This window comes from Bradyrhizobium sp. Bra64 (assembly GCF_024519875.1).
GTDB classification, from domain to species: Bacteria; Pseudomonadota; Alphaproteobacteria; order Rhizobiales; family Xanthobacteraceae; genus Bradyrhizobium; species Bradyrhizobium japonicum_G.
This window is the reverse complement of the sequence record NZ_JALJRD010000018.1, coordinates 80,986-106,936: the sequence shown is the minus strand read 5'-3', so window position 1 is coordinate 106,936 and position 25,951 is coordinate 80,986. Positions and strand designations below refer to the sequence as shown.

Sequence of the window (25,951 nt, the reverse complement as noted above, 5' to 3'; positions counted from 1 at the left end):
AGAGACGTGAGTATGTTGTTCGATATCCGTCGTTTGACACGTCGGGCAAACACCGGCTGAATGGCATCATCGAAAGATGCCTCTTTCAACACCGTGGAATTCCGCGGGCTTTCTTTGTTTCGACCGCGCGTCGGACGTTCATGCCTCACGCCGCAGCCGGTCCGAACCACCTCGTCAGCGCGTCCGAAAGTCCGTGCTGGCTCTGGTCTCCCACCCAGGCCACGTGGCCGTCGGGCCGCACCAGCACTGCGCCTGGCGCGGCGACCTGTCCGACGCACGGAAGCCCCCACGCGCCGTCGGTATCGGCGGCTATGTAACCGACGCGATCAGCCCAGGGCGTGACGTCGATGCCACCGGGCTTGCCGAAATCAAGGAGAACGCCGCGCGCCCGGTGCAGCAGCGTGAATAATCTCAAGCGGCGTCCTTCGATCGTCACATCGAGATCGGGCGCGCGCCGCCCGAGCAGCGGGTGCCCTTCGCCGAGATCGTAGTGAATGTCGAGCCCGCTCATCATCGCGCCAAAGCTCCGGCGCGGCGCGTCCATCGCGAGCAGTTCGGAGACGATTTCGCGCGCGGCCCTGAGGCCGTCGTCGACGCGGCGGAGCAGGGCGATTTGTGCCCTGGTGTTGCGCAGGACGCGCGCGGCGACGGGATGGCGCTCGGTGTGGTAGGTGTCGAGCAGGCTGTCGGGCGAGGCGCCCTTGACCACTTGCGCCAGCTTCCAGCCGAGATTGACCGCATCCTGCACGCCGGTGTTGAGGCCTTGTCCGCCGACGGAATGATGGATGTGCGCGGCATCGCCGGCGAGCAGCACGCGCCCCTTGCGATAGGACGCGGCCTGCCGTGCCGCATCGGTGAAGCGGGAGATCCAGGACGGGCTGTGGAGCCCGAAATCGGTGCCGTACACGGCGACGAGAGCTTCGCTGAGATCGTGCAGGCCGGGCTCGCCGGTACGCTCGAGCGTCGCTTCGGTCACGACGGCCAGCACGCGTCCGCTCTCGGTCTTGCTGAGGCCGTGAAAGCCGAGCGCGTCGTGGCGCAGGCCCCAGACGGGCTCGTCCCGCATCTCGACCTCGGCCATCAGGTTGCTGAGCGTCGGATCTGTGCCGACGAAGTCGACGCCGGCGGTCTTGCGCACCAGGCTGCGTCCACCGTCGCAGCCGACGATATAGCTCGCGCGCAACGCTTCGCCGCCGGACAGCATCACGTCGACGCCGGTTTCGTCCTGCGCGAAGCCCGTCACCTCGGAATTTCGATAGATCGGCACCGCGAGCTCGCTGGCCCAGCCGGCCAGAAGGCGTTCGATGTGGCTCTGCCGCAGCGCGAGGCCGTAATTGTGCCGCGTCGGCAGGTCGCTGATGTCGAGCCTGGTCCAGGCGAAGCCCGCGAGCTGCGTGACTTGTCCCTCGCGCAGGAAACGGTCCGCGACGCCGCGCTGATCGAGGATCTCGATGGTGCGCGCGTGCAACCCGCCGGCGCGCGTGCCGACGAGCTCCTGGCTCGCGCGCCGCTCGATGACGGCGACGTCGACCTCGGCGAGCGCGAGCTCGGCGGCCAGCATCAGTCCGGTCGGGCCGCCGCCTGCGATCACCACGGCATGCCCGGACGGCGCCGGGTTCCTCGTGCGGGCTCGCTCGCTCCGGCCGCGCGACCGCGATGTCGGAAGCAGTACAGCCATGTCGTGACCCCTCGTCTTGGTGGCTGGGTCGGGGGTTCTACGCGAGGGTCGGGGACTTGAAGCAAGCCCCTTGCGCACCACATATCAAGCTGGGAGGAAGGGTCTGCGCTTTCGCGTTCGACGGTGTTTGACACGTCGGGCAAAACACCGGCAGAATGGCATCATCGAAAGAGTTCGGTTCGCCCGCGCGGGAGCTTCCCGCCGCGGGTTTTGTTTTGAGCATGCGACGTTCAGCAAATGCCGGTGGTTCGCTGCATGGTGCTGGCGAGTTCCTCGAACGAAAACGGTTTCCGGATCATCGGAAGGCCGTCGCGCCGAGGCTCGCGACCCGAGAGTTGCAATATCTTCAGCTCCGGGTGGCCGCGGCTGGCCAGCTCGGCCAGCTCATGGCCGTCCATGCCTGGCATGTTGATGTCCGTGATGAGGATGGAGATATTCTGGTTCTGCTTGAGCTGATCGAGCGCATCCGGGCCGCTTTGGGCGCTGACGACGTTGCAGCCGAGATCCTCCAGCATGCCGACGAGGACGTCGAGCACGCCGGGATCGTCGTCGACAACCAGCACAGTATGAGTCATCGCGCCAACGTCCTTCCTGATGGAGGAGTAACGCGACGGCCATCACATATGTTCCTGTACGGCGTGGTCGAACGACCGGTGTTTGACACGTCGGGCAACACACCGGCATAATGCCATCATCGAGACGAGTTTGGTTCACCCGCGCGGAACGCATCCGCTGCGGGTTTTTTCGTCTCGATTTCGAGATCGGACGGTGGCCGCGCATCCGGCCACGCACTCGTCAAACCCGGAGCGCCGATCGGCGCGCCGCCGTCCGAACCATTGCTGGCCGCGCACGCGCGAACGTGCCGGTCCGCGGCGCCGGGCCTGTTGCTCGCGCCGCTGCGGTCTTCCGGGAACGGAGATAGGGTTCGCGCCCGAAACGATCGCGCTTCGTCACGCGATCTGCCGCGCATTTCTTTCTCAAGGAGAGGTCATGACAGCCTATCTGATATCGCTCGCGCTCGCGGGCCTGGTTGCAATCGTGTTGTGGGAGATTTTTTCTTGAGCGAGGAGATCCAATACGCGGTTGTGAGCGAGCCGGTCCGCTTGCCCGCGCGAAGGAAGACGTCCAGCGCGCGCACCCTGACCGAAATCCGCTCGCTCGCGCGCAGCCACACCAGAACTGCACTCAAGGTGCTCGTCGGCGTCATGTGCAGCGACGACGCAACGCCGGCCGCCCGTGTCTCGGCCGCCAATGCGATCCTCGATCGCGGCTGGGGCAAGGCCGCACAGCCGATCGAGAACGGCGAGGACGGCGTGCTGGAATTGATTCACCGGATCGAGCGGATCATCGTGCATCCGGGGAGCTCGGGCGACGCTGACGGTGGGGCCGGTGCTTGAGTTGTCGTAGAACTCATTTTCCAGTTCAGTCGGATTTGCCGTTTGACTCGTCGGGCAAAACACCGGCAGAATGGCATCATCAAGAAGAGTAGGTTTAGCCCGCGCCGAGCGATCGGCCGCGGGTTTTTTGGTCTTGATGATGCTTTCGCTGGTTCCTGGTCTGCTTGCTGGTCCGGCGTTGCCGGTGAAATGCCGTCCAACAACGAAGACTGGACCACGATGTGGCGCAGGCGCACCGGCCTGCCGAGGGCGAGCGAGCGCATCCATTGTCCATCCTGAAAATTCCGACGGCGAAAATCTTCGAACCGCTGTTGAAACCCACCCGCTACAAGGGCGTCTACGGTGGGCGGGGCTCGGGCAAATCGCATTTCTTCGGCGAGCTTCTGGTCGAGACCTGCCAGGCCGAGCGCGGTACGCTCGCGGTTTGTATCCGCGAGGCGCAGCGCACGCTGGCGCAATCTTCCAAGCGGCTGATCGAGGGAAAGATCGCCAGCCTCGGCCTCGGTCACGGCTTCAAGCTCTTCAGCGACAAGATCGAGACGCCCGGCGACGGGCTCATCATCTTCCGCGGGCTGCAGTACGACGCCGGCAAATACCGACTGATGATGAAAGCGAGGGACACCGTTACGGCAAAGCCGATCCCGCCGGTGCAAAGGCCGGGCATGGCGGCCAGCCGGGGTGAACGCGATCAGAATGATCTGCGGGCATTGAGCGCGCGGCTTTCCAGCTCAGGTGATCTCAGGGACGCGGTTGCGCTCTACCAGGCGAGGACGGGCGGTCGACGGTGAGGGAGTCTGCGGGAGGTGTGCTGCGTCCATGTCAAGCGCGAGCAGTCCGATCTATTTTCCTTGAGTGCGCGGCTTTCCAGCTCGGGCGAGTTCAATGAGGCTGTGGCTCGTTGCCAGGCGCGGAAGTCGAGCGGGCGTTGAGTTGAGCGGTTGAGTAGTGCAAAGTGCAGATGACAACCCAAGGCTTGAACGAGGTGTGGCCGGCGGAAGGTGTTCGTATTGCCGGGAAGGTTATCGCCAGGGTGTCGTTTCCGTCCAAAGCAACCTCTGGCGAGCACGGCTTGATATTGGTTGGGGAGGGCAAGTTGAATCTCTCAGCGTCCCGGTGGCTATCGATCATCGTCCTCGATGTTTTCATCAAATTCCTGCTTGTGGCGATCGTGGGCCTTTTCGTCACATACGGCCTCATATCCATCGATTCGATCGTAATCGCCGCCATCGCATTCTCGCTGTTGCATTTCGTCTGTCTCATTGTTGGGGGCAACCCTCGTGGTGACGCCAGAGCTGTTTGGCGTGCGATTGCCGCCGATGCGGCGGTTTATGGCCAGCGTCGCGCTCGCCAATATATTGTTCGTCGGTGTGCTTGTCGTGTTGATGTGGCCCGGTCCGAATAACATTCCGCGAACCGCGGACGGGCCTTTTGTCGCGGCTCTTGTAATGACCGCAACGAATCTCGTCACGTTGCTCGCAGTTGCCGCGGTCGGCCGCCTGATCAGGCGGCTCAAGCCAGGCGCGCGCGCCGGCGAATCCGGCGCGTTCTGATGTTCGTGAGCCGCGTAGCCCGCGAGCTCAACCCATACCCCGCGCTCGGGTACCCAATGGACGAGATGAATGCGTCCGCCGAAACGGGAAGCCGGACGGGTACGGAGGAGCAGCCCACGCCATCGTCACGGCGAGGCGAGCGACCGGAGCATTGGATCGCGCCGCCGATCTTCTTTTCGCCGTAGCGATCAATCGACAAAAGTGACACCACGACAGGAAAGCGCACCATGAACGAGGACGACCGGAATTTCATTGACCGCGCGGAATCCATCAGCGGAAATCTCTACGGCGAGCCGATGTCGCCGGATCGGATCGCCGAGAACTTTGCGCTCTACGGACTGAAGAAGCGCGTCGCAGCACTCGAGAAATTCGATGCCGAGCTGGGGGGCGACATCGACTCGAGTCCTCACAGCCTTCGAAGGCGTATTCAGCTGGTCGATCTGCGCCGGCGCATGGGCGACCTTCATGAGGCGCTGCGCAAAGCCCAGCGATGACCCATCCGCTGCTGACGGCGCTTGCGCAGGCCCGGCTGCGCGATGCGCCGATGTTCGTCAAATGGTGCGAGCTGAACGGTGTGTCGGCCTGTCCGGCCACGCCTGCGTCGGTTGCGCGTTTTGTGGCTGACTGTGCGTCGCTCGGCATGAACCGGTTGTGGCCGGCCGTACAGGACATATCGCGGATGCACGTGGCGCTCGGGCTTGCCGACCCGACCCTTGGCGGAACCGCGGCGAGAGCGATGAGCGCGGTTGCTGCCATTCCGCCGCCGCGGTCCTGGCCCGGACGGTTCAAGCAACGGTTTGACGCGCTACCCTACGACATCCAGGTCCATCTCGCCTCGCACGAAACACAGCGCGAACGCGCGCTCCGGCGCGCGCAGAACGATGCCGCCTCCTGCCGGCAGAGACTGGCGGCATTCGAGGCTCAAACGAAGGACGAAAAGACCAATGGCACTGAAACAGCAGCGCACGGCAAGGCTTGAGGAACGTATCGAGGAATTGCGCGCGGAAATCGATGGGATCATCGACGATCGTGTGGCCCGGATCGCGGGCGAGAGCCCCGGCGTCCCCGCGGGCGTGATCCGCAACCTCCTGACGGCGAGGGCCCCGTCCTGTCGCTGCGCACAGTACATCGAGCTGTGCAAAGGCGAGGCGAACAAGCCCGACTGACGGCCCATGAAAATGACTCCGTCGATCACACGATCGCGGCCCGCGGCGCCGCCTCTTCACATCAAGGACGCACGATGACTCTCTACAAGTGGTCTCAGACGGCCTCCGCCGACGCAACGGCAGATTCCACGATCAACTGGGCGGAGGGGCAGTCACCCTCCAGCGTCAACGACTCGGCGCGCGCGATGATGGCAGCGATTGCGAAACATCGGGACGACGTCGCTGGCGCGATCGTAACGACCGGCACCAGCACGGCCTATGCCGTCAATACCTATCAGGTCTTTCAGTCGCTCTCACAGTTGAACGGTCAAGTCGTCGCGTTCACGCCGCATGCAACGAATGGAGCGACGGTCACGATCAACGTCGACGGTCTCGGCGCCAAGCCGCTTCGGTCGGCGCCCGCGGGCGAGCTTCCGGCCGGAACGATCATACAGGGAACGCCGTATGCGGCCCTCTACAATAACAACGATGCCACGTTTTACCTGGTGGGCTTCTTCAACAATCCCTACAACGTGCCGATTGGATCCTGCATCGATTTCTTCGGCGCCACGGCTCCAAACAGTTCGTTTGTTCTCGCGTATGGACAAGCAATCTCCCGAACGGCGTATTCAACGCTATTCTCGATGTTTGGCACGTCTTATGGAACTGGCGACGGCTCCTCCACCTTCAATATCCCAGATCTCCGCGGGCGCATTGTGGCTGGCAAGGATGATATGGGCGGGAGCGCTGCGAGCCGGCTCACTTCATCCTACTTTGGTGGAACGGCAACTACTCTTGGCGGGGTTGGCGGTGCGGAAAGCCTAACGCTTACCGCTGGGCAATTGCCATCCAGCATTCCATACGCCGATCCGGGCCACACACATGCCGCATCGTGGGAGATGGGCAACTCCACAGGCACGGGCGACTTCCCGCCACGCGGCATCACTAACACGAACGTTTTCAAGCCGGTCACCGTTGTGAGCGCTACCACGGGGATCACGATCAACCCGAGTGGCGGCAATGCTCACCGAACCGTGCAGCCAACGATCATCGCGAACAAGATACTGCGGATCATTTAGTCGGCGCAGGTAAGTATTCGCGTCGCACTAACGTGGCAACACGAGAACCATAGCGGGTCATTGGGAGTTCGAACCATTTCCAGCATAGAAAAGATGCGCCAATAATTGCCGCCATCGTCAGGAAACGAAGGGGCTCAGCGAACCACCACGGAAGCGTTATCTTGCTGGTCACACTGGAGACAACGAAGAATGTTGCCATGTGTATGAGGTAGATCGAGTACGACGCATCGCCAATGACAACTAGCACAGCGGGCGGAGATTTGAGATTTACGAATGCGATCACCAAGAAAAATAGCGCTGGCGCAACGAACTCCTGCCCGAATTGGTTCATCAGCGCCAAGAGCAGAAGTAAACCAAGTGTCAGTGGAAAAATGAAGCCAACAACTTTCAACCGTGGAGCGAGTAGGAAGGCTAATATCCCAGCGAGAAATTCCGGGTGTCGAAGGGCGATCTGCGACACATACCATGGCAACGGAAATATGTGAGCCGCAACAGCGGTTGCGAGAAGAAACGCTATAAGTCCGGAGACGCCCCCAAATGGAACGATGACGGCGGCCAAAACGTAGAATGCCATCTCATGCTGAAGGCTCCATCCCGGGCCGTACCATGGGAGCGGGTTGGTCGGCAGCAGTGTTGCCGATAACAGGAAGTGATTGACGGTTTCCGTCTCGGTGGGCTCTCTCCAAACAAGCACCATCCCGGCAAATGCCGTTAGGGTCACGAGCCATAACGGGTATAGGCGGAAGACGCGCTTGATTAGAAATGACGTTGGGCTGAAGTTTGGCTTTGTGACGACCATGCAAATTACATAGCCGCTGATCGCGAAAAAGAAATCTACCGCCAACCAGCCGTATTTGGTCAGAACTGGAATTTGCCACGCTGCTCCTTCGGGGAAGCGAACCAGCGCGATCCAAGAATGGAAATACATGATGCAGAGCGCGGCAACGGCTCGCGCGCTTTGAATGCCTAGTTCCTTCTCGCGCGTTGCCTCCATAGCTTCGATTTACCATCCCCGCGTCGACTGCTCTTCTGGCCGGTCGAAATCTACACCCGCAACTCACAATAGAGCAACCCATGGTGGACCTTAACGCCCTGTCTGCGGCGAACGCAAAGCGCTGGCTGAAAGCCAAGCCCACCCGAAAAGCCGAAGCCGCCAAAATTGCTTTGCGCCTCCACAAGGCCAAGCCGCGATACCAGGCCGTCGAGCTGGAAACCGGCGTTCCCTGGCCGGCCATTGCAGTCATTCATGAACGAGAATCCTCCCAGGACTGGAGGGCTTCGCTCGCGCAGGGTGATCCGTGGAACCACGTGTCGGTTCACGTCCCGGCCGGGCGAGGTCCGTTCGAGTCGTGGGAGGCCGCGGCCATCGATGCGCTGGTCAAGTGTCCGCCCTTCCTCGCACGCCACAAGGACTGGTCGACCGCCGCAGCCTTGACCGCGCTCGAGACCTACAACGGCATTGGTTACGCAGCCCGGGGCGTGCCGTCGCCCTATCTCTGGTCCGGTACCAACCAATACCGCGCCGGAAAGTATGTCCGGGATGGCGTTTACGATCCGGGCAAGGTCGACCTGCAGCTGGGTTGTGCAGCGCTCATCATCGCTCTGATGGAGATCGATCAGGAAATCAGCTTCGCGGGGACGAAGAGTGCAAGGAAGCCGGCGGCCGACGATGCGACGGGGCCGTCACTGACGAACCCGTCGAAAGGCTCGATCGGCGCTTTCGTGATCAACCTGATCCGAGCGATCTTTGGAAGGAAATGAACATGCGGACGACTCTCGACGTCTTCTTCTTCGCCGCGGGCTTTGGTGCCTGTTGGTTCTGCAAGGATCCGGTCCTCCGGCTCGTGACCGGCACCGACTCCCTGATCAAATCGCTCGAGGCAAGACTTGCGGTGCTGAGAGGCAGGCCGTGATGCTTGCGAGAATCAAAGCGGCCTGCCTGCACTCCATGACCATCGCCTGGAGCTATTGCATCGCGCTTGCCGGTGCGCTGGCCTCGATCACCGACGATCTTGCCGACACGCTGGGCGATCCCGGCGTCAAGGACCAGATCAGCGCGGCCATCGGCGACGTCAAGACAACCGGACGCATCCTGCTCGTGATCTCGGTCGTGACGATCATCGCACGCCTGCGGACTCTTCGGAGAAAAGACCAATGTGGATGACGATCATCTCGTTTCTCGGCGGCCCCGTCGTCAAGGCGCTGATCGATGCCTACAGCGCGAAGCTGAAGGCTGACAATGTCGACACCAGGATCGCGGCGGATCTCGCGGCGAGCGAGATCGCGGCGCAGACGGCCGAAATCAAAGCCGTCATGCAGTATCGCATCGCGGAGATCGGGCATTGGTGGGAGCCGGACAAATTGATGGGGTACTGCGTCGCTCTCTACTTTGCGAAACTGCTGGTCTTCGACAAGATTTTCGGTCTGGGGTCGACCGATCCTCTGGCGGGATTTGCCGCGGTCACGGCCAATCTCGTGGTCTCCTTCTACTTCGCCAAACGCGGTTTCGAGAATGTCGCAAGGATCATCAAGCGGTGAAGATGCAGGATGACGAAATCAGGGCGATCGTGGCCGAGACGCTCGCCGAACAGCACAGATTTCAGCAGGAAAGCATCGATACGATCGTGTTGAAGGCAGTCGCATCGGTGCTGGCTTCTTTTGGAATCGAAGATGACGACCGGAAGGAGCTGAGGGCCGATTTCCAGCACCTGCGGAGGTGGCGAAAGAGCGTGGAGCAGGCGCAGAGCTACACCTTCAAGGCCGTGATTACCGTGATTGCCACCGGCCTGATGGGGGCGGTCTGGCTGGGTGTCAAGGTCGTGCTGGGCAAATGAGCCTTCGCGGCGGACATCGCGGGGCTTGCGCTCACATCATCCCACTGACGGGCCGTCTCATGTACAGAATTCGCATTGTCGATGCATCCGATGACGACGTTGCCGACACATTGTCTGATCTGCATCAGTTGACGTTCTTCGACGCGGCTGTCATGCCTCAATTCGAGTTGGGAACGTGGTGGCTGGCCTATCACGGTGACGATGCGGTGGCTTTCGCCGGCGTTCTTCCATCGACGCACGTCAGAAATGGCGGCTATTTCTCCAGGGTCGGGGTCTTGCAACGGCATTGGGGACGGGGACTTCAGCGCAGATTGATGCGTGTGGTCGAGGCGAGGGGGCGGCGTATCAGATGGGACAGCATCGTCTCAGATACGACGGACAATCCGACATCTGCGAATAACTTCATCCAGGCGGGCTATCGGCTCTTCGAGCCGGAAGTGCCGTGGGCCTGGGCGCATACGCTTTATTGGCGAAAGAGGCTTCGCTGAGCAAGTTTTCCCGGCGTGCGGAACGTGCTTTTGCGATGCAGAATGGCCAGTTGTGAGATGAAGCACAACCTCGTCCGCCTGGAATGTCCGAGGGCCCGGCAGCTTGACCGCTGCCGGGCCCATTTTTGCGTATTCAAGCGATGCCGGTGAGGCACTTGCGAAGTGGGCGGTGGCGGGCTTTAAGTTTGCTCTCGCGGGAAATTCGGCGGCCATAAGCCGATGCAAGGGAGCGTTATCGATGCCCACCAAGCCTCAACTGCCCGAACGTTCGCCGCGGGCGACGGGAGGGCCAGCTGCGCTCGAAGGCCTGCTGGTTGTTGATTTCACGCGTGTGGTTGCCGGCCCGGCCTGCACGCAGACGCTTGCCGATTTCGGCGCGAAGGTCATCAAGATCGAGAATCCACACGGTGGCGACGACACGCGTGCGTATGAACACGCCGAAATCGGCGGAGAGAGTGCTGCCTATTTGAGCCTGAACCGCAACAAGCGCGGCATCGCGCTCGACCTTAGCGTGCCAGAGGCCCGTGAAATTGCACTGGATCTGATTCGCAAGGCCGATGTGGTCGTCGAGAACTTTTCCAGCGGGGTCATGAAGAAATTTGGCCTCGACTATGATGCTGTTGCGCCGCTCAATCCGCGGCTGGTCTATTGCTCGATCTCCGCCTACGGGCGCACCGGACCGTTTGCCGCGCGTCCCGGTTTTGATCCGATCACGCAGGCGGAAAGCGGGTTCATGTCGCTCAACGGATTTGCCGATGGCCCGGCGGTTCGTACCGGCCCACCCATCGTGGACATGGCGACGGGGATGTCTGCCTGCAACGCGATCCTGCTGGCGCTGTTGGCGCGGGATCGGCTCGGTCGCGGCCAGCATGTCGAGGTCGCCTTGTTCGATGTCGCAATGGGAATGACGGGCTTCTACGGCATGGCCTATCTGATCAACGGCGAGAATCCGGGGCGGTTCGGCAATTCGCCGAGCGGGTCTCCCACCGTCGGTGTCTACGAAGCCTCCGATGGGCCGCTCTACATGGCGTGTGCCAACGATCGGCTCTATCGCAGACTGGTTGTCGAGGTGCTGAACAGGCCCGATCTCATTACCGATCCGCAGTTTGCAACGCGCAAAGCCCGCTCCGAGAACAAGGAGCTTTTGCGAGCAGCCATCGCGGAGGTCTTTGCGGGCGATACCCTCGAGAACTGGATGGCGAAGATGAAGCTGGCCAGTATCCCGGTCGGCTATCTTCGGACGGTTGAAGAGGGGTTCAATGCACCGGAGGCTCGCGAGCGTCATCGCTTGAGCCGAATTCCACATCCTACCGCGGAATGGGTTCCCAACATCGAGACCCCGATTACCATGGGCCTGACAGGCGCGATTGATCCCGTCGCGGCACCGCTGTTGGGTGAACATACCCAAGACGTGCTGCGCGATACGCTTGGCTATGACGCCCACCGGATTTCGGAGCTCAGCCAAAAGGGTGTCTTTGGACCTGGCAAGCCATAGAGTTCGGTTTGAGCCTGAGAGGTTCGATCCCATGGGGCCAGCACGGGGGCCGGCATCGCCCGTCCGCTTGATTTGATAAAGTTCCCGCCGCATAAATGTGCCAGAGCGAGGGACACGAATGGCGTCTGGTCGAGAGCCGAGCATGGGCCAGCCCAACGGGCCGGAAACCGCTGAACGTGCCTATGCCGCGATGATGGCGAACGCCCGGGCTCTCGTACCACGGCTGCGAGAGCGGGCGGCGCGGACGGAAGAGCTGCGGCAACTCCCGCCGGAAACCGAAAAGGATCTCCACGAAGCCGGCCTGTTCCGGATGCTCCAGCCGAGCCGCATCGGCGGCGCCGAGCTCGACTATGTCGCTCTTGTCGACTGCGCCGAACTGCTCGGGCGGGCGGATGCGTCAGTGGCGTGGAATCTTGCCAATCTGGCGAGCCATCACTGGATGCTCGGCATGTTCGAGCAGAAAGCGCAGGATCTGGTCTGGGGCCACGATCCGGACGCGCTGATCGCATCCTCGTTCATATTTCCCGCCGGACGCGCCACGAGAGTCGAGGGCGGATACCGGCTCCATGGCAGCTGGCCATTCTCCTCGGGCGTCGCCTCCTGCGCATGGAACATGCTTGCGAGCGTGGTTTACTCCGACGATGAGGCAGACGGCATCGAGTATCGGATATTTCTGTTGCCGAAAGGCGACTACAAGGTCCTCGACACCTGGAACGTCGCGGGACTGCGCGGGACGGGGTCTTGCGACGTCGAGGTCAAGGACGCTTTCGTGGCCAACTACATGACAGTCGCGGTGGGCGATCTTGCCGGCGGCCCGACTCCGGGAAGCAAGCTCAATCCTAATCCTCTGTATGCGCTCCCCGTGTTCTCGCTGTTTCCTTACGTCCTCTCCGGTGTCGCGCTGGGGAACGCGCGGGCGTGTCTCGACGATTATGTGGAGGTCGCCCGTCACCGCATTTCTACCTACAACCGCGCCAAGCTGAGCGACTTTCAGAGCACACAGATCAAGATCGCGGAGGCCTCGGCAAAGATCGACGCTGCACACCTCATTATGCGCTCAGCCTGTCTGAATGCCATGGAAGATGCACGGCGCGGTCATGTCGCCGATATGGCAACCAAGACCAGATATCGGCGCGACGGGGCTTTTTCGGTGAACTTGTGCACCGATGCGGTCTCGATGCTGTTTGCCGCGAGCGGAGCGCGGGGCCTGTTCACGACGGGCGTATTGCAGCGGCAGTTCCGCGATGCGCATGCGATCAACTCGCATCTGGCGTTCAATTTCGATGCGGCCGGAACCAATTATGGACGCGTGGCGCTGGGGCTGCCGTCCGAGAATCTCACGCTGTGAGGCCGGACGATGAATGATCTGCCGAAGCAGCCGGCCGTTCCCGATCCAGCCAACGAATTCGCGAGCGACAGCTCGTCGATCGATCCTCGCGATTTTCGCAATGCGCTCGGTACCTACGCCACGGGCGTGACGATCATCACGGCTGCGGCCCCTGACGGCAAGCCCTATGGCCTGACGTGCAATTCGTTCGCCTCGGTCTCGCTGAATCCTCCGCTGGTTCTCTGGAGCCTCGTCGTCTATTCCTCCAGTTTGACCATCTTCCAGAACGCCAGTCATTTCATTGTCAACGTGCTCGGCGCTTCGCAACAGGCGCTTGCGAGCAAATTCGCCAAATCGTCGGACGACAAGTTCACCGGTGTGGACTGGACCCCGGGCCTCGGCAATGCGCCGGTGCTCGCCGAGAGCGTCGCCAATTTTCAATGCCGCTCGGTCAATCGCTATTACGGCGGCGACCACGTGATCTTCCTCGGTGCGGTCGAGGCCTATACTTACAATGCGGAAGAGCCGCTGCTCTTCGCGCGGGGGACGTTTGGCCGGTTTCTGGTCGACGAGGCGGGCAAGAAGGCACCTTAGCGTGCTTCAGTTCGCGCTCGACGGCTCAGCGCTCCGGCGCCGACAGCTTGTAGATCTCGAGCGCATCCGCGTCCGCGCCTCGTGCGGCCTTGGCGAGCCTGAAAAGTTGTCCCGCAAGCGAGGCCATGGGCACCGGCGTCGACGTCGTCTGTGCGACATCGGCGACCGTATCCAGGTCCTTGAGCATCGTCGCAATGTGACCGAGCGGCGGCGAATGAATGCCCTGGACCATCCGCGGTACGAACAGTTGGAGCGGAATGGAATCTGCGAAGCCGCCGGCGAGCGCTTCGGGCAACCGGTGGGCGTCGATTCCGGCGTTCACGGCAAGGCGTGTTGCTTCCGCGAGAACAGCCATCGCGCATCCGACGATCACCTGATTGCATAGCTTCGTAGTCTGGCCGGCACCAGTCGGACCCATGAGGGTGAGCCTGCGCGCCATAGCGAGCACATAGGGCCGAACCCTCTCGATGTCGGCTGCCTCTCCGCCGGCCATGATTGCAAGGGTGCCTTCCTCGGCCCCCTTGGTGCCGCCGGATACCGGTGCGTCGATCCAGCCAGCTCCGTTCGCAGCTTTCAGTCGCGCCGCGAGGTCCCGTGCGGCGTCAGGGTGGATCGACGAGAAATCGACTATGAGCTTTCCTGCGCCGGGAGCGGTTGAAACGCCGTCGGGTCCGAAGATCACCTCTTCGACGGCGGCGGCATCCGTCACGCACATGAAAATGATGCTCGAGCTCTCCATCAAGTCGCGTGGGGCCGCTGCGCGCCTGGCGCCGGCCTCGACGAGTGCGGCCACCTTGCCTTCCGAGCGGTTCCAGACATTGACCTGATGGCCAGCCTTGAGCAGGCGCCGGGTCATCGGAGCGCCCATCAGTCCAAGGCCGAGATAGCCGAGCCTCTCGACTCCTTGCGGGTTTGACTTGCTCGCATCAGCCATAGGTTGCCTCCTTCCGCCGCGGCGCAATGCTGCGCGCCCGCCGATTTACCATACATGGCGGATCTGACGGCGAAACCGCCCGGTCCGCATGGCTTGCCTGATTGTTTGAACCATGAAACATTTGCCCGGGTCGGGTTGGTGGCGCGGTTGGCGCCGGAGCAGCGGAGTGGGCACGATGCGAACCGTTTCGAGATGGATCCTGGCATTGGGGGCGGCTGCGGCCGCGATTGCGGGCTCAGGTCCGTCATGGGCACAGCAGACGATCCGCGTCGGCTGGACGATTCCGGCCGAGGAATCCAAGTACTGGATGATGCGCCGCCCGGCTGAATTTCCCAATATCGGCAAGACATACAATATCGAATGGACCCAATTTCAGGGTACTGCGCCGATGACGCAGGCATTGGCGGCCGGCGCGCTGGATTGCGCAACGCAGGCGCCGCTGTCGCTCGCCAACGGCGTGGTTGGGGGTAACCTCAAGGCCTACATCGTGGCGCAGCACGTCTTCGAGAAGCCCGGCGGCTTCTCGGTCTACTGGGCGGTCATGGACGACTCGCCGATCAAGACGATCGCCGATCTCAAGGGCAAGACGGTCGGGATTTCCGTGATCGGCGGCGGCACGCAAGGCCCGTTCAATCTGCTCCTGAAGCAGAATGGCGTGGACCCGACCAAGGACATCAAGCTGGTCGAGGTCGGCTTTGCCGTCTCCGAAGATGCATTGCGGCAGGGGCGCGTCGATGCGGTCAACATGAACCAGCCGTTTGCCGCGCGCGCGGAGGCGAAGGGCGGCACTCGCAAGCTGTTCTCGCTGTCGCAAGCCATGCCGAACATCGTGCACATCCTGGAAGCCTGCCGGGCCGATTTCGTCGACAAGAATCCGGAGTTGGCGAAGGCTTATGTGCGGGACATTACCTCTGGCATGAAGAAAGCGCTGGCCAATCGCGAAGAGACGCTGAAGGTCGTCAACGAAGTTCTGAAGGCACCTGTTCCGGTTCTCGATACCTATCTGCTCAAGGACAATGATTTCGGCCGGGATCCGGGTGCGGCACCGAATTTCCCCGCGATCCAGAAGATGCTGGACATCTATGCCGAGACGGGAATGCTGCCAAAACTGGACGTCGCCCAATTCAAGCATCCGACGATCGTCGCGCCGCTGCAATAGACGACGGAGCGAATGATCCGAATGAGGATGTCGCGGCGTCCCCGGATGATCCGGGGCGTTGCATGAAGAAGATGCAAGTATGAAGAAGCTGCGATCACGGGTCACGACAGATGGCCTCGACCGGGCCCCGCACCGCGCATTCATGCGTGCAATGGGGCTCGACGACGCTGCGATCGAGAGGCCGATGGTCGGCGTCGTCAGCATGAAGGGCGAGCAGACGCCCTGCAACATGACCCACGACTTTCAGGTCGCTGCGGCCAAGACGGGAATCGAGGAGGCCGGCGGTACGCCGCGCGAGTTTTCGACCGTGTCGGTTTCCGACGGCATCAGCATGAATCACGAGGGGATGAAGTTCTCCCTGTTTTCACGGGAGCTGATTGCCGACTCGATCGAAGCCGTCGTCCATGGTCTCGCCTACGATGCGCTGATCGGGTACGGCGGATGCGACAAGACGCTTCCCGGCGTGATGATGGGCATGGTCCGTTGCAACGTGCCGTCCATTTTCATCTATGGCGGCAGCTCGCTGCCGGGGCGCGTGGACGGGCGGACCCTGACCGTGCTGGACTCCTACGAGGCTGTCGGCAGCTTCATGACCGGAGAGATCGACGGCGCCACGCTCGAGCGGATCGAGCGGGCCTGCCTGCCGACCATCGGTGCCTGTGCCGGCCAGTTCACCGCGAACACCATGGGGATGGTGTCGGAGGCGATGGGCCTCACCATTCCCAACGTGTCGATGGTGCCGGGCATCTATGCCGAGCGTGCGCAGATATCCCGGCGCGCCGGACGCCTGATCATGGAGATGTTGGAGCGCGGCGGGCCGTCGCCGCGCGACATCGTGACGCGGAAATCCCTGGAAAACGGCGCGGCGATCGTGGCCGCCACCGGCGGTTCGACCAATGCCGCGCTGCATCTGCCGGCGATCGCGAACGAGGCCGGCATTGCATTCACGATCGATGATGTCGGTGAAGTTTTTGCAAGGACGCCGCTGATCGGAAACCTGCGGCCGGGAGGCAAATATACGGCGAAAGACGTCTACGATATCGGCGGCGCGGCCGTTGTGATCCGCGAGTTGATCCAGAGCGGGCATATCGATGGCAGCTGCTTGTCGGTCACGGGCCGAACGCTCGCCGAGGAATATGGCGCGTCCAATACCCCGGACGGCGAGGTCATTTACACCGTGCGCGCGCCAATCATGCCCGATGGTGGCGTGGCCGTGCTGAAGGGCAATCTCTGTCCTGACGGCGCGGTCATCAAGATCGCGGGCCTGAAGAGCCAGTTCTTCGAGGGCGTGGCGCGCGTTTTCGAGGACGAGGAGGCTTGCGTCGCAGCGGTTCGCGACCGCAGCTACAAGGCGGGCGAGGTGCTCGTGATCCGCAATGAGGGGCCGGTCGGCGGTCCCGGCATGCGCGAGATGCTCGGCGTCACGGCGCTGATCTACGGGCAGGGTATGGGCGAAAAGGTGGCCTTGATCACCGATGGACGGTTCTCCGGCGCCACTCGCGGAATGTGCATCGGCTATGTATCTCCGGAGGCCTTCATTGGTGGTCCGCTGGCACTGGTTCGCGATGGCGACAGGATCCGGATCGACGCCGCAAATCGGCGGATGGATATGCTGGTCGACGAGCAGGAACTTGACGCGCGCCGACACGATTGGAAGCCACGTCCGCCTCGCCACCGCGCAGGCGCGCTCGCGAAATATGCGCGATTGGTTGGCCAGGCACCGGGCGGAGCCGTCACGCATGAGGGACCCGCCGAATGGCCCTGGTTCGAATGACGCAGTTCACGTGCCCGGAAACAGCCGGTGGTCTGGCAAGTTTCTTGCTGTGCTCTTGCCGCTGATGGTGCACATTCAGCACATCGGTTGCGTGATGTCCGCGCGTGAGTGAAGCGAGAGGCGGGATGAAGGTTGTGCCTTCGAGATCGAGCGAATGGGTGAGACCGGTGACGTCACAAGAGCCGGCTTCCGTGATCATCGAGATCGACCGCGTGTCGCAGGTCTTCCAGACCTCGGCGCGCAAGGATCATGTGGCGCTATCCGACATCTCGCTGACGATCGACGACGGAGCGTTCGTCTCGATCCTTGGTCCGTCCGGCTGTGGCAAGTCGACGCTGCTTTACATCGTCGGCGGTTTCGTTACTCCGACCAGCGGCTCGGCGAAGATAAAGGGGCGGCCGATCACGGGGCCGGGGCCTGATCGCGGTCCGGTGTTTCAGGAATTTGCGTTGTTTCCGTGGAAGACGGTGCTGGGCAACGTGATGTATGGCCCGCGTCAGCAGGGCATGCGCCCCAGCGAGGCAGAAGCACAAAGCCGGGCCTTGATCGAGATGGTCGGCCTCAAGGGCTACGAGAACTTCTATCCCAAGGAGCTGTCGGGCGGCATGAAGCAGCGTGTGGCGCTGGCTCGGACGCTGGCTTACCATCCTGAGGTTCTGTTGATGGACGAACCGTTCGGTGCGCTCGATGCTCACACCCGAACGCGCTTGCAGAACGATCTGTTGAATATCTGGGAGCGCGACCGCAAGACGGTGTTGTTCGTCACCCATTCGGTCGACGAGGCCGTCTTCCTGTCGGACAAGGTCGTGATGATGTCGAAGTCGCCCGGCCGCATTCGGCAGGTGATCGACATCGATCTGCCGCGCCCGCGGCGTCGCAACGAGCTGTTGCTCGATTCGCGGTACCAGAAATACGTCGTCGATATCGAGCGCATGTTCGATGAGGTCGAAGAGACCGGATCGCCGTCATGATGTCGCTAGCGGCCCTGGCCAAGCGTGCCGCGCCGGTGTTTGCCTGCATCGGGCTTCTGGCGGCATGGCAGGCTGCGTCATTCGCGCTGAAGAACGACAGCTTCCCGACGGCGATCGAGGCGATCCGTGCAATCCCGGATATCCTCGGGGACAAGGAAGCGCTGATCAATATCCTGGCTTCGCTTCGCCGCATGGCGATCGGATTTGGTGTGGCGGTGATGGTTTCCATTCCACTAGGTCTGTTGATGGGCCGCAGCCGCGCGGTGGCCGCCTTCTTCAATCCGCTCCTGATGGTGATCTACCCGGTTCCGAAGGCAGCCTTGATGCCGATCATCATGCTGTGGCTCGGCGTCGGCGACGTCACGAAGACGCTGGTGATCTTCCTCGGCGTCAGCCTGCCCGTGATCTATCACAGCTTTGAGGGCGCCAAGGCGGTGGAAGAGAAGATGCTATGGTCGGGCGCCGCAATGGGGCTTTCGCCGGCGCAACGGCTGGTCCGGATTGTGCTGCCGGCGGCGCTTCCCGAAATTCTGACCGGTTGCCGCACGGGACTCGTGCTGGCGCTGATCACGATGATCACCAGCGAGATGATCGCCCGCCAGTCCGGCGCCGGCAATATCCTGTTCAACGCGCTCGACATGGGCCAATACGACACCGTCTATGCGATGATCATCATCGTGGGAGCGATGGGTATCTGCCTCGATGCGATCTTCGAGCGGGTCCGCGCACGGCTGGTGCGCTGGTCAGAGCCTCAGTTCGACCTGCCGCTGAGCTTCTCATGACATCGCGCTTTCTCCCAGCAAACGTCATTCTTGGGCTTGCGCCGATCGTGCTGGTGATCGCGGTGTGGCAAGGCCTCGTGTCATTCGGCTTTGCGCCTGCGGTCCTGCTGCCGCCGCCGGGTTTCGTCTTCGGCCGGCTGGCCCAGCAACTCGTGACGTGGACATACCAGCAGGAGATCGCGGCAACCCTGATCCGGCTGTTTGCCGGTTTCGCGATCGCGGTGGTGCTCGGCGTGAGCATCGGCATCGCCGCCGCCGCCAGTCCCGCGATCAATGCCGTGGTTCGGCCGATCGTTCGGGTTTTGGCGCCTTTGCCTAAAGTCGCGCTCTACCCGGCGCTGTTGCTGCTGCTCGGTTTCGGTCACGGATCGAAGATCACGCTGGTGGCGGCGGATGCGCTCTTTCCCATTCTGCTCTCGACTTACTATGGTGCGTCGACCGTCGAGCAGAAGCTGATCTGGTCGGCCATGGCGGCCGGCACACCGCGCTACGAGATCCTTTTCAAGGTGGTGCTGCCGGCGGCGATGCCGTCGATCCTGACCGGCTGCCGGATCGGCCTTGTCATTTCCTGCATCGTGGTGTTTCTGGCCGAGATGATCACGTCGACGGACGGGCTGGGCCATGTGCTCGTGACGGCAGCCCGGACCTTTCAGGCTGTCGACATGTTCGTGCCGTTGATCACGATCTCGCTCTTGGGGTTGATCCTGAACGGCCTGTTGGGTGCCTTGCGATCGTACCTTTTACGGGGCTTCCCCGAAACGTGATCTGACTAACGAGAAACCAGAAGATCGGGAGTGAACCATGCTGGCGGATCGCATCGAGGCAAAATGGATCGACGCGTTTTGCGAGATTTTTGAGCGATGCGCCGTCAAGTCCGGCGATACTGCGGCGATCCTCTCGGAAACCCAGTCACGCGCGCTGAATGTTCACCTTGCGGAGCTTGCGCTGCTGCGAATGGGGGCGCGGCCGTTCCACGTGGTGATGCCGACGCCGCGAAACCGCAATATCGTTCCGGTTCGCTCGACAGGGGCGAGCGAGGCGATCCAGCGGCTTGGTCCGGTTATCACGGCGCTTCAGCAAGCGGGTTTTGTCGTGGATTGCACCATCGAAGGCCTGATGCATGCGGTGGAGACGCCCGAGATACTGAAGGCCGGCGCGCGCATCCTTGTGATTTCCAACGAGCATCCCGAGGCGCTGGAGCGGATGGTGCCGGATTCCGCGCTCGAGAAGCGCGTCCGCGCGGCGGCGAAGATGCTGCGTGGGACCAAGCGGATGCGGGTGACATCGAAGGCCGGCACGGCGCTCGACGTCGACATGGTCGGTGCCTCGACCGTCGGCGTCTGGGGCTGGACGGACAAGCCCGGCACGCTGGCGCATTGGCCGGGCGGCATCGTCGTCAGCTTCCCCAAGAGCGGGACGATCAACGGCGCGCTGGTGATGGCGCCAGGCGACATCAACCTCACCTTCAAGCGCTACCTGACGTCGCCGGTGAAGATGACCTTGAAGGATGATTATGTCGTGGAGCTGGAAGGCGAGGGTACGGATGCCGCGATGATGCGTGCCTATCTTGCCGCTTGGGGCGATCGCGAAGCCTATGCGGTCTCGCATGTCGGTTTCGGCATGAATCCCGGCGCGCGCTACGAAGCGCTGTCGATGTACGACCAACGCGATACCAATGGCACGGAGATTCGGGCCGTCTCCGGCAACTTCCTGTTCTCGACCGGCGCCAACGAATTCGCCGGCCGTTACACGGCAGGCCATTTCGACCTGCCGATGATGGGAACGACGATCGAACTGGACGGCGTCGCGGTCGTTCGCGAAGGCGTGCTTCAGGACGTCTTCGGCTAGACGCGATCGAGCACCGGCGGGCGAGCCAGGTTGAAGTGCCGGAGCAGGTCGACCATGGCCTGAAGCCGCTTTACCCGATAGGCGTCGACGTCCATTCCTGAATAATCGAGGAAGCCGGCGCCTGTCCGTAGACCGATCTTGCCTTCATGCATGTTGCGGGCAATGACATCAGGTGCACGATAGCGGTCGCTGCCGAGTGCGCCCTCGAGATAGCGACTGGCGTAGTAGAGAATGTCGCCGCCGCCCCAGTCGATGAACTCGAGCAGCCCGAGCACGGCGTAGCGGAAGCCGAACCCGTAGCGGATCGCCTTGTCGATATCTTCCGCGCTGGCGACGCCTTCCTCGACCATGCGCGCGGCTTCGTTCATCGCCAGCGCCTGGATGCGCGGGACGATGAAGCCTGGGGTCGCCGCACAGACGACCGGAACCTTGCCGATGCCTTCGAGCAGCGCCTTGACCTCGTCGATGATGGCCGGATCGGTGGCCTTGCCGGGCGAGACTTCTACCAGAGGGATCAGATAGGCCGGATTGAGCCAGTGCACATTGAGGAAGCGGCGGGGGTTTACGATCGCGCCGGAGAGATCGTCGACGAGGATGGTCGACGTCGTCGATGCAATGATCGTATCCGGCCCGACCTGTTTTGAAGCCGCTCCCAGCACCTCGCGCTTGAGCTCAACGACTTCCGGAACGCCCTCGAAGACGATGCCGGCTTCGGCTAGCGCTGCGCCGCTCTGATTGGCCGGCACCACCGAGACCCTCGCGATGAGCGGATCGACATCTGCTTCGGTCAGCAGCCCCAGCTTCGCCAGGCTGGCAAAGGTAGTCCTGACTTCGCCGATCGCGTCCGCCTCGAGCTTGGCGAAATCGTCCGTGGAACGTGCCTTGATATCGACCATCGTGACCGTATGCCCCGCGTAAGCGAACGCGACGGCGATGCCGCGGCCCATGCGACCGGCCCCGAGACAGGCAATGTTGGTGCGGCTGGTCATCGGTCAAAATCCCCTGCGTAGAAGCGTCTGCAGTTCGGCCTTGCCGAGATTGCCCAGCCCCAGCGTTTCGAGCGTTCGGCCGCCCTGGCTGAAATCCTCGCCGCAGATTGCGCCGCCGATCGCCAGGAAAGCCTTTGCGAGCGGCGTGGCCACGCCCGCCAGGCCAGCGACTGAGACCAGCAGCGATAGCCCAAGCCGCAAATCCTCGCGCATGTAGCGATGTTCGCTCAGCACGATCCGTTCGCGCCAGTCGCCCGAATCGGTCAGGCGATCATGCGAGCCGCGGCCGTACATCCAGATCTCGCCTTCTTTCGCGTAGTGATGAGCCAGCGGAAAATGCGGCGCGCCGTAGCCGAGCGCTTCGCGCACCGCGATGCGTTCGGCGTCGAGCGCATCGGTTACCCGGCGGATCGCGCCTTGCGTTCCCTCCTTGTGGATGTCCCATCGCTCGAAATGTTCGATCGGGCCCGCATTCATCACGATCAGCGGCGGATGGATGATCGGGCCTGCGTTCATCAGTGCCCCGGACAGCGCGTCTCCGCACGGCTCGATCGCATCGGGGAAAGCGCGTCCGATCACTTCGATCGCGTGTGCAGCAGTTTCGAGAGGGAGCACGCCGACCGGCAGTCGCTTGGCGCGGATGGTGATGGCGACCTCGAATGGCCCGTGCTTGCGGGTCAGCCAGGGCAACGTGCCGGTCTCTGCAAAGCTCGCCTTGGCATGGTTGCCGGCGTCCCGCGCTGCCTGGGCGAAGATCATCGAGCCGAACGTCGCCGGTGGCAGAAACACGACCTGTCCATCCCGCAGATGTGGAGCAAGCAGCCGGGCGATGTCCGGCTGCGCGAAGGCGGGGGCGGGGCACAGGATCAGCTCCGCGCCGTTGACGGCTTCTGCGATGTCGGTCGTGACCAGCGCGAGCTTGGTCTCGTGACGGCCGTTATGATCCTTTACAACGATGCCGGAGCCGGCGGCACGATGTGCCGCGACCTGATCCGCGTCGCGGCGCCAGAGCCGGACCTCATGTCCGGACAGCGCAAAATCGCCTGCGGCCGCGAAAGAGCCGTTTCCCCCACCCAGAACCGCAATCTTCAAGATGTCTCTCCTTGTGCGCGCGACTGCGCATCGATCTGCTTCAGCAGGAAATGCTGAACCTTGCCGAGCGCCGTGCGCGGCAGGTCCGTGACGAAGACGATGTCGCGCGGTACCTTGTAGCGCGCGAGTTGTGCCAGAAGGTGCGCTCTCAACTCGTCGGCTCCGGGCTGGCATCCCGATCTCGGGATCACATAGGCGATTGGCACCTCATCCCAGCGCGGATCGGGCCGGCCGATCACCGCGCATTCGCTGACATCGGGATGTTCCAGAAGGACGCGCTCGACTTCGGCCGGATAGACGTTCTCCCCGCCGGAGATGATCAAGTTCTTCTTGCGGTCGCGGACCCAGAAATATCCGTCGGCGTCGCACAGGCCGATGTCGCCGGTGCGATACCAGCCGTCGTGCAGCGCATCGCGCGTGGCATCCGCATCGCCCCAGTATTCAAAGAACACGTTGGGGCCGCGCACGGCGATCTCGCCCGGCGTGCCCGCCGGCACCGCGTTGCCAGCCTGATCGATCACCTTTGCCTCACAGCACAGGCCGGCAAGACCGGTCGATCCCACACGTGAAAGGTCGCCGCCAAGGCGCGTGTAAACCGCGATCGGGCAGGTTTCGGTCGAACCATAGACCTGGAGCACCGGTACACCGCGTGCGACGAAGCGCTCGATCAGGTGCGGCGGCACGATGGTCGAGCCGGTGGCGACCGCCTTCAGCGACGACAGATCGGCGGCAGCCCAGGCGGGATGCTCGGTTACGGCCTGGATGATTGCCGGCACCATCACGGTCAGTGTCGGTCGTTCCCGTTCGATGGCCGCGAGTGCCGTATCCGGCGTGAAACGGGCGTGGATCGTGACGGTCGCGCCAAGTTGGAGCGCTGCCGTGGTCTGGATGTTGAGGCCGCCGACATGGAAGAGCGGCAGCACCGTCAATATGTGATCGTCGGATGTCATGTTGTGCATGTGCTGGCTCATGACGCCGTTCCAGAACAGCGCCTCCTGGCGTAGCACCGCGCCTTTCGGCCGTCCGGTCGTTCCTGACGTATAGACAACGAGGAGCGGGCAGGAGAGATCGGCGTGCGGGTTGCGGCCACTGCCCTCGCTGCGTGCCAACAGGTCGTCGAACGTCGTGCCGCCCGGCGGCTCGAAATCGAGCCCGACAGCGGCAGTCCCCTCAAGCTTGGGAAGAACCCCCTCAAATGCCTGCTCGAGCACCAGGACCTTGGCGCCGGCATTGGTGAGAATGAAAAGCTGCTCTGCGACGGCCAGCCGCCAGTTCAGGGGCACCAGCATCGCGCCGAGCCGCGCGCAGGCATAGAGCAGAACCAGATAGTCCGGCCGGTTCAGGCTGAGGATTGCAACGCGGTCGCCCCGGCCGACGCCGAGTTCCTGCTTCAACGCCGTCGCGGTCCGCTCGATCCGCGCGGCGAACGCTGCATAGCTCAGCCGTTCCCCTTCGAAGGCAATGGCCGTCTTGTCTGGCGCGAACGCCGCGTTGCGATCGATCAGACTACACAGGTCCACCGTCAGTCGTCCGTTTCGCCGGCCTCGTAAAGCGCCTCGCGTCCAATCCGGTCGAGGCAAAGCTCGGCCGTCCAGGGCAGCATCAGCGAGCCGCAGCGGCTGTCGCGATAGATGCGCTCCAGCGGCAGCGAGCGGAGCATGGCCTGACCGCCGCAGGTGCGGATCGCGAGCGCGGCGAGCTCATTGGCACCTTCCATCACCGAATATTGCGCGGCGTAGGCGCGGAGCACCTGCTCCTTGCTTGGATTGGCGCGCGCTTCCGTGACGGCCTGGAACCAGATCGCCTTGATCTGCTCGAGCTTGATCTGCATCTGCGCGACCGCGATCTGCTTGGTCGGGTACATCCTGCGCTTGACCGGCGGCATGCCTGGCGCTTCGCCGCGCAGATAGCGCACGGTGAAGTCATAGGCGGCTTGTGCCAGGCCCATGTAGGTCGGCGACAGTGTCAGGAACATGTGCGGCCAGCGCATCGCGGCCTGGAAATAGACGCCGCGCGGCATCAGCGCAGAATCCTCGGGCACGAACACGTCCTTGAACAGCAGCGTACGCGAGACCGTTCCGCGCATGCCGAGCGGATCCCAGTCGCCGACGACCGAAACGCCCTCCGACTTGGCGGAGATGGCGAGATAAAGCGTGTTGCGGCGCGAGGCTTTCCCGCCTTCCTCGATCTCGGTGCAGAGCACGCCGTAATAATCTGCATGGCCTGACAGCGATGCAAAGATCTTCTTGCCGCTGACGATCCAGCCGCCCTTCACGGGCTTTGCCTCCGTGCCGAAGGCGACGCCGCCTGCCGCCGCTGCGCCACCCTCCGAAAAGGGCTGCGAATAGATCGCCCCGTCCTCGACGATGCGCTTGTAGTGGACCGCCCGTCGCCGCTCGTGCTCGGTGCGAGTCGCGGCGTCCATGTCGAGATCGTCGGCGAGTGGACCCGACCACAGGGTCGAGCAGACGTGCATGTTCCAGGTCAATGCGGTCGCGCCGCAATAGCGGCCGATTTCCGCGGCTGCCAAGGCATAGGTCTGATAGTTCGCGCCGAGTCCGCCATGCGCCTTGGGGACGGCAATGCCGAGCAAGCCGACCCGGTGCAGGTCGCGATAATTCTCGGTCGGAAAGATTGCCTCGCGATCGTAAGTCGCCGCGCGGCCAGCGAACACGCTCTGCCCGATCTCCCGCGCGCGCGAAATGATGCCGGCCTGCTCGTCGTTCAGGCGGAATGCCACGGGATCGAAGATCGGGGCGTCCATTGCCACCTTGTCGGTTGCGCCGACGTTCTTGCGGACTTGCACGGTCATTGC

General features: G+C 62.7%; 29 protein-coding genes and 1 pseudogene. 22 read left to right on the top strand and 8 right to left on the bottom strand.

Annotated elements, in window-relative coordinates; genetic code table 11:
- Positions 1 to 145: 145 nt before the first annotated feature.
- A complete protein-coding gene (locus tag NR187_RS31765; protein WP_256809023.1) occupies positions 146 to 1,678 on the bottom strand; it encodes an FAD-dependent monooxygenase in 1,533 nt (510 codons plus the stop codon).
- A gap of 230 nt (positions 1,679 to 1,908) precedes the next feature.
- Positions 1,909 to 2,253, bottom strand: coding sequence for a response regulator (locus tag NR187_RS31760; RefSeq protein WP_211384887.1), 345 nt, complete (start codon positions 2,251 to 2,253; stop codon positions 1,909 to 1,911).
- A gap of 483 nt (positions 2,254 to 2,736) precedes the next feature.
- Between NR187_RS31760 and NR187_RS31755 the strand changes: the two genes are divergently transcribed.
- The 7 genes and pseudogenes from NR187_RS31755 (at position 2,737) to NR187_RS31725 (ending at position 6,849) form a co-directional block, all read left to right on the top strand.
- The gene (locus tag NR187_RS31755; protein ID WP_211384888.1) at positions 2,737 to 3,075 is read left to right on the top strand and encodes a hypothetical protein; all 339 of its coding nucleotides are present in this window, start codon (positions 2,737 to 2,739) and stop codon (positions 3,073 to 3,075) included.
- A 266-nt stretch (positions 3,076 to 3,341) separates the two neighbouring features.
- Positions 3,342 to 3,653: pseudogene (locus NR187_RS34925) on the top strand (phage terminase large subunit); the annotation flags it as partial.
- 374 nt (positions 3,654 to 4,027) lie between these two features.
- A complete protein-coding gene (locus tag NR187_RS31745; RefSeq protein WP_256809019.1) occupies positions 4,028 to 4,477 on the top strand; it encodes a hypothetical protein in 450 nt (149 codons plus the stop codon).
- Between the two features lie 375 nt (positions 4,478 to 4,852).
- Positions 4,853 to 5,119, top strand: a complete 267-nt coding sequence (locus tag NR187_RS31740; protein WP_256809018.1) for a hypothetical protein — start codon at positions 4,853 to 4,855, stop codon at positions 5,117 to 5,119.
- Positions 5,116 to 5,604 carry a hypothetical protein gene (locus NR187_RS31735; protein WP_256809017.1) on the top strand — a complete coding sequence of 163 codons (489 nt, stop codon included), beginning with the start codon at positions 5,116 to 5,118 and terminating at the stop codon, positions 5,602 to 5,604. Before NR187_RS31740 ends, NR187_RS31735 begins: the two co-directional genes overlap by 4 nt.
- Positions 5,570 to 5,791: a hypothetical protein gene (locus NR187_RS31730; protein ID WP_256809016.1), complete on the top strand. Its 222-nt coding sequence runs from the start codon at positions 5,570 to 5,572 to the stop codon at positions 5,789 to 5,791. The genes NR187_RS31735 and NR187_RS31730 overlap by 35 nt, the downstream gene beginning before the upstream one ends.
- A 74-nt stretch (positions 5,792 to 5,865) precedes the next feature.
- Positions 5,866 to 6,849: a phage tail protein gene (locus NR187_RS31725; RefSeq protein WP_256809015.1), complete on the top strand. Its 984-nt coding sequence runs from the start codon at positions 5,866 to 5,868 to the stop codon at positions 6,847 to 6,849.
- On the opposite strand, the gene NR187_RS31720 is transcribed toward NR187_RS31725, so the two are convergent.
- A complete protein-coding gene (locus NR187_RS31720; RefSeq protein WP_256809013.1) occupies positions 6,842 to 7,843 on the bottom strand; it encodes an acyltransferase in 1,002 nt (333 codons plus the stop codon). The genes NR187_RS31725 and NR187_RS31720 overlap by 8 nt on opposite strands.
- A gap of 80 nt (positions 7,844 to 7,923) precedes the next feature.
- Here NR187_RS31720 and NR187_RS31715 point away from each other — a divergent pair, with 80 nt between their 5' ends.
- The 9 genes from NR187_RS31715 to NR187_RS31675 all read left to right on the top strand — a co-directional run bounded on the left by NR187_RS31715 (position 7,924) and on the right by NR187_RS31675 (position 13,587).
- A complete protein-coding gene (locus tag NR187_RS31715) occupies positions 7,924 to 8,610 on the top strand; it encodes a hypothetical protein (protein WP_256809012.1) in 687 nt (228 codons plus the stop codon).
- Positions 8,611 to 8,612: 2 nt separating this feature from the next.
- Entirely contained in the window at positions 8,613 to 8,762 is a 150-nt protein-coding gene (locus NR187_RS31710; protein ID WP_256809011.1) for a hypothetical protein, read from the top strand.
- The gene (locus tag NR187_RS31705) at positions 8,762 to 9,013 is read left to right on the top strand and encodes a hypothetical protein (RefSeq protein WP_256809010.1); all 252 of its coding nucleotides are present in this window, start codon (positions 8,762 to 8,764) and stop codon (positions 9,011 to 9,013) included. The genes NR187_RS31710 and NR187_RS31705 overlap by 1 nt, the downstream gene beginning before the upstream one ends.
- Positions 9,004 to 9,387 (top strand): hypothetical protein, encoded by a 384-nt coding sequence (locus tag NR187_RS31700; protein ID WP_256809009.1) that lies wholly within the window; start codon positions 9,004 to 9,006, stop codon positions 9,385 to 9,387. Before NR187_RS31705 ends, NR187_RS31700 begins: the two co-directional genes overlap by 10 nt.
- Positions 9,384 to 9,683, top strand: coding sequence for a hypothetical protein (locus NR187_RS31695; RefSeq protein ID WP_256809006.1), 300 nt, complete (start codon positions 9,384 to 9,386; stop codon positions 9,681 to 9,683). Before NR187_RS31700 ends, NR187_RS31695 begins: the two co-directional genes overlap by 4 nt.
- Positions 9,684 to 9,742: 59 nt before the next feature.
- A complete protein-coding gene (locus NR187_RS31690) occupies positions 9,743 to 10,171 on the top strand; it encodes a GNAT family N-acetyltransferase (RefSeq protein ID WP_256809005.1) in 429 nt (142 codons plus the stop codon).
- A 238-nt stretch (positions 10,172 to 10,409) separates the two neighbouring features.
- A complete protein-coding gene (locus NR187_RS31685) occupies positions 10,410 to 11,666 on the top strand; it encodes a CaiB/BaiF CoA-transferase family protein (RefSeq protein ID WP_256809004.1) in 1,257 nt (418 codons plus the stop codon).
- 142 nt (positions 11,667 to 11,808) lie between these two features.
- On the top strand, positions 11,809 to 13,014 hold the full coding sequence (locus NR187_RS31680) for an acyl-CoA dehydrogenase family protein (protein WP_256809003.1): 1,206 nt from the start codon (positions 11,809 to 11,811) through the stop codon (positions 13,012 to 13,014).
- Between the two features lie 9 nt (positions 13,015 to 13,023).
- A complete protein-coding gene (locus NR187_RS31675) occupies positions 13,024 to 13,587 on the top strand; it encodes a flavin reductase family protein (RefSeq protein ID WP_211384892.1) in 564 nt (187 codons plus the stop codon).
- A gap of 25 nt (positions 13,588 to 13,612) precedes the next feature.
- Here NR187_RS31675 and NR187_RS31670 read toward each other — a convergent pair whose 3' ends face one another.
- A complete protein-coding gene (locus tag NR187_RS31670; RefSeq protein ID WP_211385368.1) occupies positions 13,613 to 14,521 on the bottom strand; it encodes an NAD(P)-dependent oxidoreductase in 909 nt (302 codons plus the stop codon).
- A 175-nt stretch (positions 14,522 to 14,696) separates the two neighbouring features.
- Between NR187_RS31670 and NR187_RS31665 the strand changes: the two genes are divergently transcribed.
- The 6 genes from NR187_RS31665 to NR187_RS31640 all read left to right on the top strand — a co-directional run bounded on the left by NR187_RS31665 (position 14,697) and on the right by NR187_RS31640 (position 21,055).
- A complete protein-coding gene (locus tag NR187_RS31665) occupies positions 14,697 to 15,680 on the top strand; it encodes an ABC transporter substrate-binding protein (RefSeq protein WP_211384893.1) in 984 nt (327 codons plus the stop codon).
- A 79-nt stretch (positions 15,681 to 15,759) separates the two neighbouring features.
- Positions 15,760 to 17,454 carry a dihydroxy-acid dehydratase gene (gene ilvD, locus NR187_RS31660; RefSeq protein WP_211384894.1) on the top strand — a complete coding sequence of 565 codons (1,695 nt, stop codon included), beginning with the start codon at positions 15,760 to 15,762 and terminating at the stop codon, positions 17,452 to 17,454.
- 125 nt (positions 17,455 to 17,579) lie between these two features.
- On the top strand, positions 17,580 to 18,425 hold the full coding sequence (locus NR187_RS31655) for an ABC transporter ATP-binding protein (RefSeq protein ID WP_211384895.1): 846 nt from the start codon (positions 17,580 to 17,582) through the stop codon (positions 18,423 to 18,425).
- Positions 18,422 to 19,207, top strand: coding sequence for an ABC transporter permease (locus tag NR187_RS31650; protein ID WP_256809002.1), 786 nt, complete (start codon positions 18,422 to 18,424; stop codon positions 19,205 to 19,207). Before NR187_RS31655 ends, NR187_RS31650 begins: the two co-directional genes overlap by 4 nt.
- Positions 19,204 to 19,971 carry an ABC transporter permease gene (locus NR187_RS31645; protein ID WP_211384897.1) on the top strand — a complete coding sequence of 256 codons (768 nt, stop codon included), beginning with the start codon at positions 19,204 to 19,206 and terminating at the stop codon, positions 19,969 to 19,971. Before NR187_RS31650 ends, NR187_RS31645 begins: the two co-directional genes overlap by 4 nt.
- Positions 19,972 to 20,008: 37 nt before the next feature.
- Positions 20,009 to 21,055 (top strand): peptidase M29, encoded by a 1,047-nt coding sequence (locus tag NR187_RS31640; RefSeq protein WP_256809001.1) that lies wholly within the window; start codon positions 20,009 to 20,011, stop codon positions 21,053 to 21,055.
- Here NR187_RS31640 and NR187_RS31635 read toward each other — a convergent pair.
- From NR187_RS31635 to NR187_RS31620, 4 genes are read right to left on the bottom strand one after another with little or no spacing between them, the layout of a single operon-like run.
- Complete coding sequence (locus NR187_RS31635) at positions 21,052 to 22,044, bottom strand: 3-hydroxybutyryl-CoA dehydrogenase (protein ID WP_211384899.1); 993 nt, start codon at positions 22,042 to 22,044, stop codon at positions 21,052 to 21,054. The two genes, NR187_RS31640 and NR187_RS31635, sit on opposite strands and share 4 nt — an antisense overlap.
- A 3-nt stretch (positions 22,045 to 22,047) precedes the next feature.
- Positions 22,048 to 23,136: an NAD/NADP-dependent octopine/nopaline dehydrogenase family protein gene (locus NR187_RS31630; RefSeq protein ID WP_211384900.1), complete on the bottom strand. Its 1,089-nt coding sequence runs from the start codon at positions 23,134 to 23,136 to the stop codon at positions 22,048 to 22,050.
- Entirely contained in the window at positions 23,133 to 24,656 is a 1,524-nt protein-coding gene (locus NR187_RS31625) for a class I adenylate-forming enzyme family protein (protein WP_211384901.1), read from the bottom strand. The genes NR187_RS31630 and NR187_RS31625 overlap by 4 nt, the downstream gene beginning before the upstream one ends.
- A 2-nt stretch (positions 24,657 to 24,658) precedes the next feature.
- Positions 24,659 to 25,948 (bottom strand): acyl-CoA dehydrogenase family protein, encoded by a 1,290-nt coding sequence (locus tag NR187_RS31620; RefSeq protein WP_211384902.1) that lies wholly within the window; start codon positions 25,946 to 25,948, stop codon positions 24,659 to 24,661.
- Positions 25,949 to 25,951: the final 3 nt, after the last annotated feature.

Bases quoted from the DNA above. Each gene is read 5' to 3' on its own strand.
- NR187_RS31765 (WP_256809023.1), bottom strand. From the start codon at position 1,678: ATGGCTGTACTGCTTCCGACATCGCGGTCGCGCGGCCGGAGCGAGCGA.
- NR187_RS31760 (WP_211384887.1), bottom strand. From the start codon at position 2,253: ATGACTCATACTGTGCTGGTTGTCGACGACGATCCCGGCGTGCTCGAC.
- NR187_RS31740 (WP_256809018.1), top strand. From the start codon at position 4,853: ATGAACGAGGACGACCGGAATTTCATTGACCGCGCGGAATCCATCAGC.
- NR187_RS31735 (WP_256809017.1), top strand. From the start codon at position 5,116: ATGACCCATCCGCTGCTGACGGCGCTTGCGCAGGCCCGGCTGCGCGAT.
- NR187_RS31730 (WP_256809016.1), top strand. From the start codon at position 5,570: ATGGCACTGAAACAGCAGCGCACGGCAAGGCTTGAGGAACGTATCGAG.
- NR187_RS31725 (WP_256809015.1), top strand. From the start codon at position 5,866: ATGACTCTCTACAAGTGGTCTCAGACGGCCTCCGCCGACGCAACGGCA.
- NR187_RS31720 (WP_256809013.1), bottom strand. From the start codon at position 7,843: ATGGAGGCAACGCGCGAGAAGGAACTAGGCATTCAAAGCGCGCGAGCC.
- NR187_RS31715 (WP_256809012.1), top strand. From the start codon at position 7,924: ATGGTGGACCTTAACGCCCTGTCTGCGGCGAACGCAAAGCGCTGGCTG.
- NR187_RS31710 (WP_256809011.1), top strand. From the start codon at position 8,613: ATGCGGACGACTCTCGACGTCTTCTTCTTCGCCGCGGGCTTTGGTGCC.
- NR187_RS31705 (WP_256809010.1), top strand. From the start codon at position 8,762: ATGCTTGCGAGAATCAAAGCGGCCTGCCTGCACTCCATGACCATCGCC.
- NR187_RS31700 (WP_256809009.1), top strand. From the start codon at position 9,004: ATGTGGATGACGATCATCTCGTTTCTCGGCGGCCCCGTCGTCAAGGCG.
- NR187_RS31690 (WP_256809005.1), top strand. From the start codon at position 9,743: ATGTACAGAATTCGCATTGTCGATGCATCCGATGACGACGTTGCCGAC.
- NR187_RS31685 (WP_256809004.1), top strand. From the start codon at position 10,410: ATGCCCACCAAGCCTCAACTGCCCGAACGTTCGCCGCGGGCGACGGGA.
- NR187_RS31680 (WP_256809003.1), top strand. From the start codon at position 11,809: ATGGGCCAGCCCAACGGGCCGGAAACCGCTGAACGTGCCTATGCCGCG.
- NR187_RS31675 (WP_211384892.1), top strand. From the start codon at position 13,024: ATGAATGATCTGCCGAAGCAGCCGGCCGTTCCCGATCCAGCCAACGAA.
- NR187_RS31670 (WP_211385368.1), bottom strand. From the start codon at position 14,521: ATGGCTGATGCGAGCAAGTCAAACCCGCAAGGAGTCGAGAGGCTCGGC.
- NR187_RS31665 (WP_211384893.1), top strand. From the start codon at position 14,697: ATGCGAACCGTTTCGAGATGGATCCTGGCATTGGGGGCGGCTGCGGCC.
- ilvD (WP_211384894.1), top strand. From the start codon at position 15,760: ATGAAGAAGCTGCGATCACGGGTCACGACAGATGGCCTCGACCGGGCC.
- NR187_RS31655 (WP_211384895.1), top strand. From the start codon at position 17,580: ATGAAGGTTGTGCCTTCGAGATCGAGCGAATGGGTGAGACCGGTGACG.
- NR187_RS31650 (WP_256809002.1), top strand. From the start codon at position 18,422: ATGATGTCGCTAGCGGCCCTGGCCAAGCGTGCCGCGCCGGTGTTTGCC.
- NR187_RS31645 (WP_211384897.1), top strand. From the start codon at position 19,204: ATGACATCGCGCTTTCTCCCAGCAAACGTCATTCTTGGGCTTGCGCCG.
- NR187_RS31640 (WP_256809001.1), top strand. From the start codon at position 20,009: ATGCTGGCGGATCGCATCGAGGCAAAATGGATCGACGCGTTTTGCGAG.
- NR187_RS31635 (WP_211384899.1), bottom strand. From the start codon at position 22,044: ATGACCAGCCGCACCAACATTGCCTGTCTCGGGGCCGGTCGCATGGGC.
- NR187_RS31620 (WP_211384902.1), bottom strand. From the start codon at position 25,948: ATGACCGTGCAAGTCCGCAAGAACGTCGGCGCAACCGACAAGGTGGCA.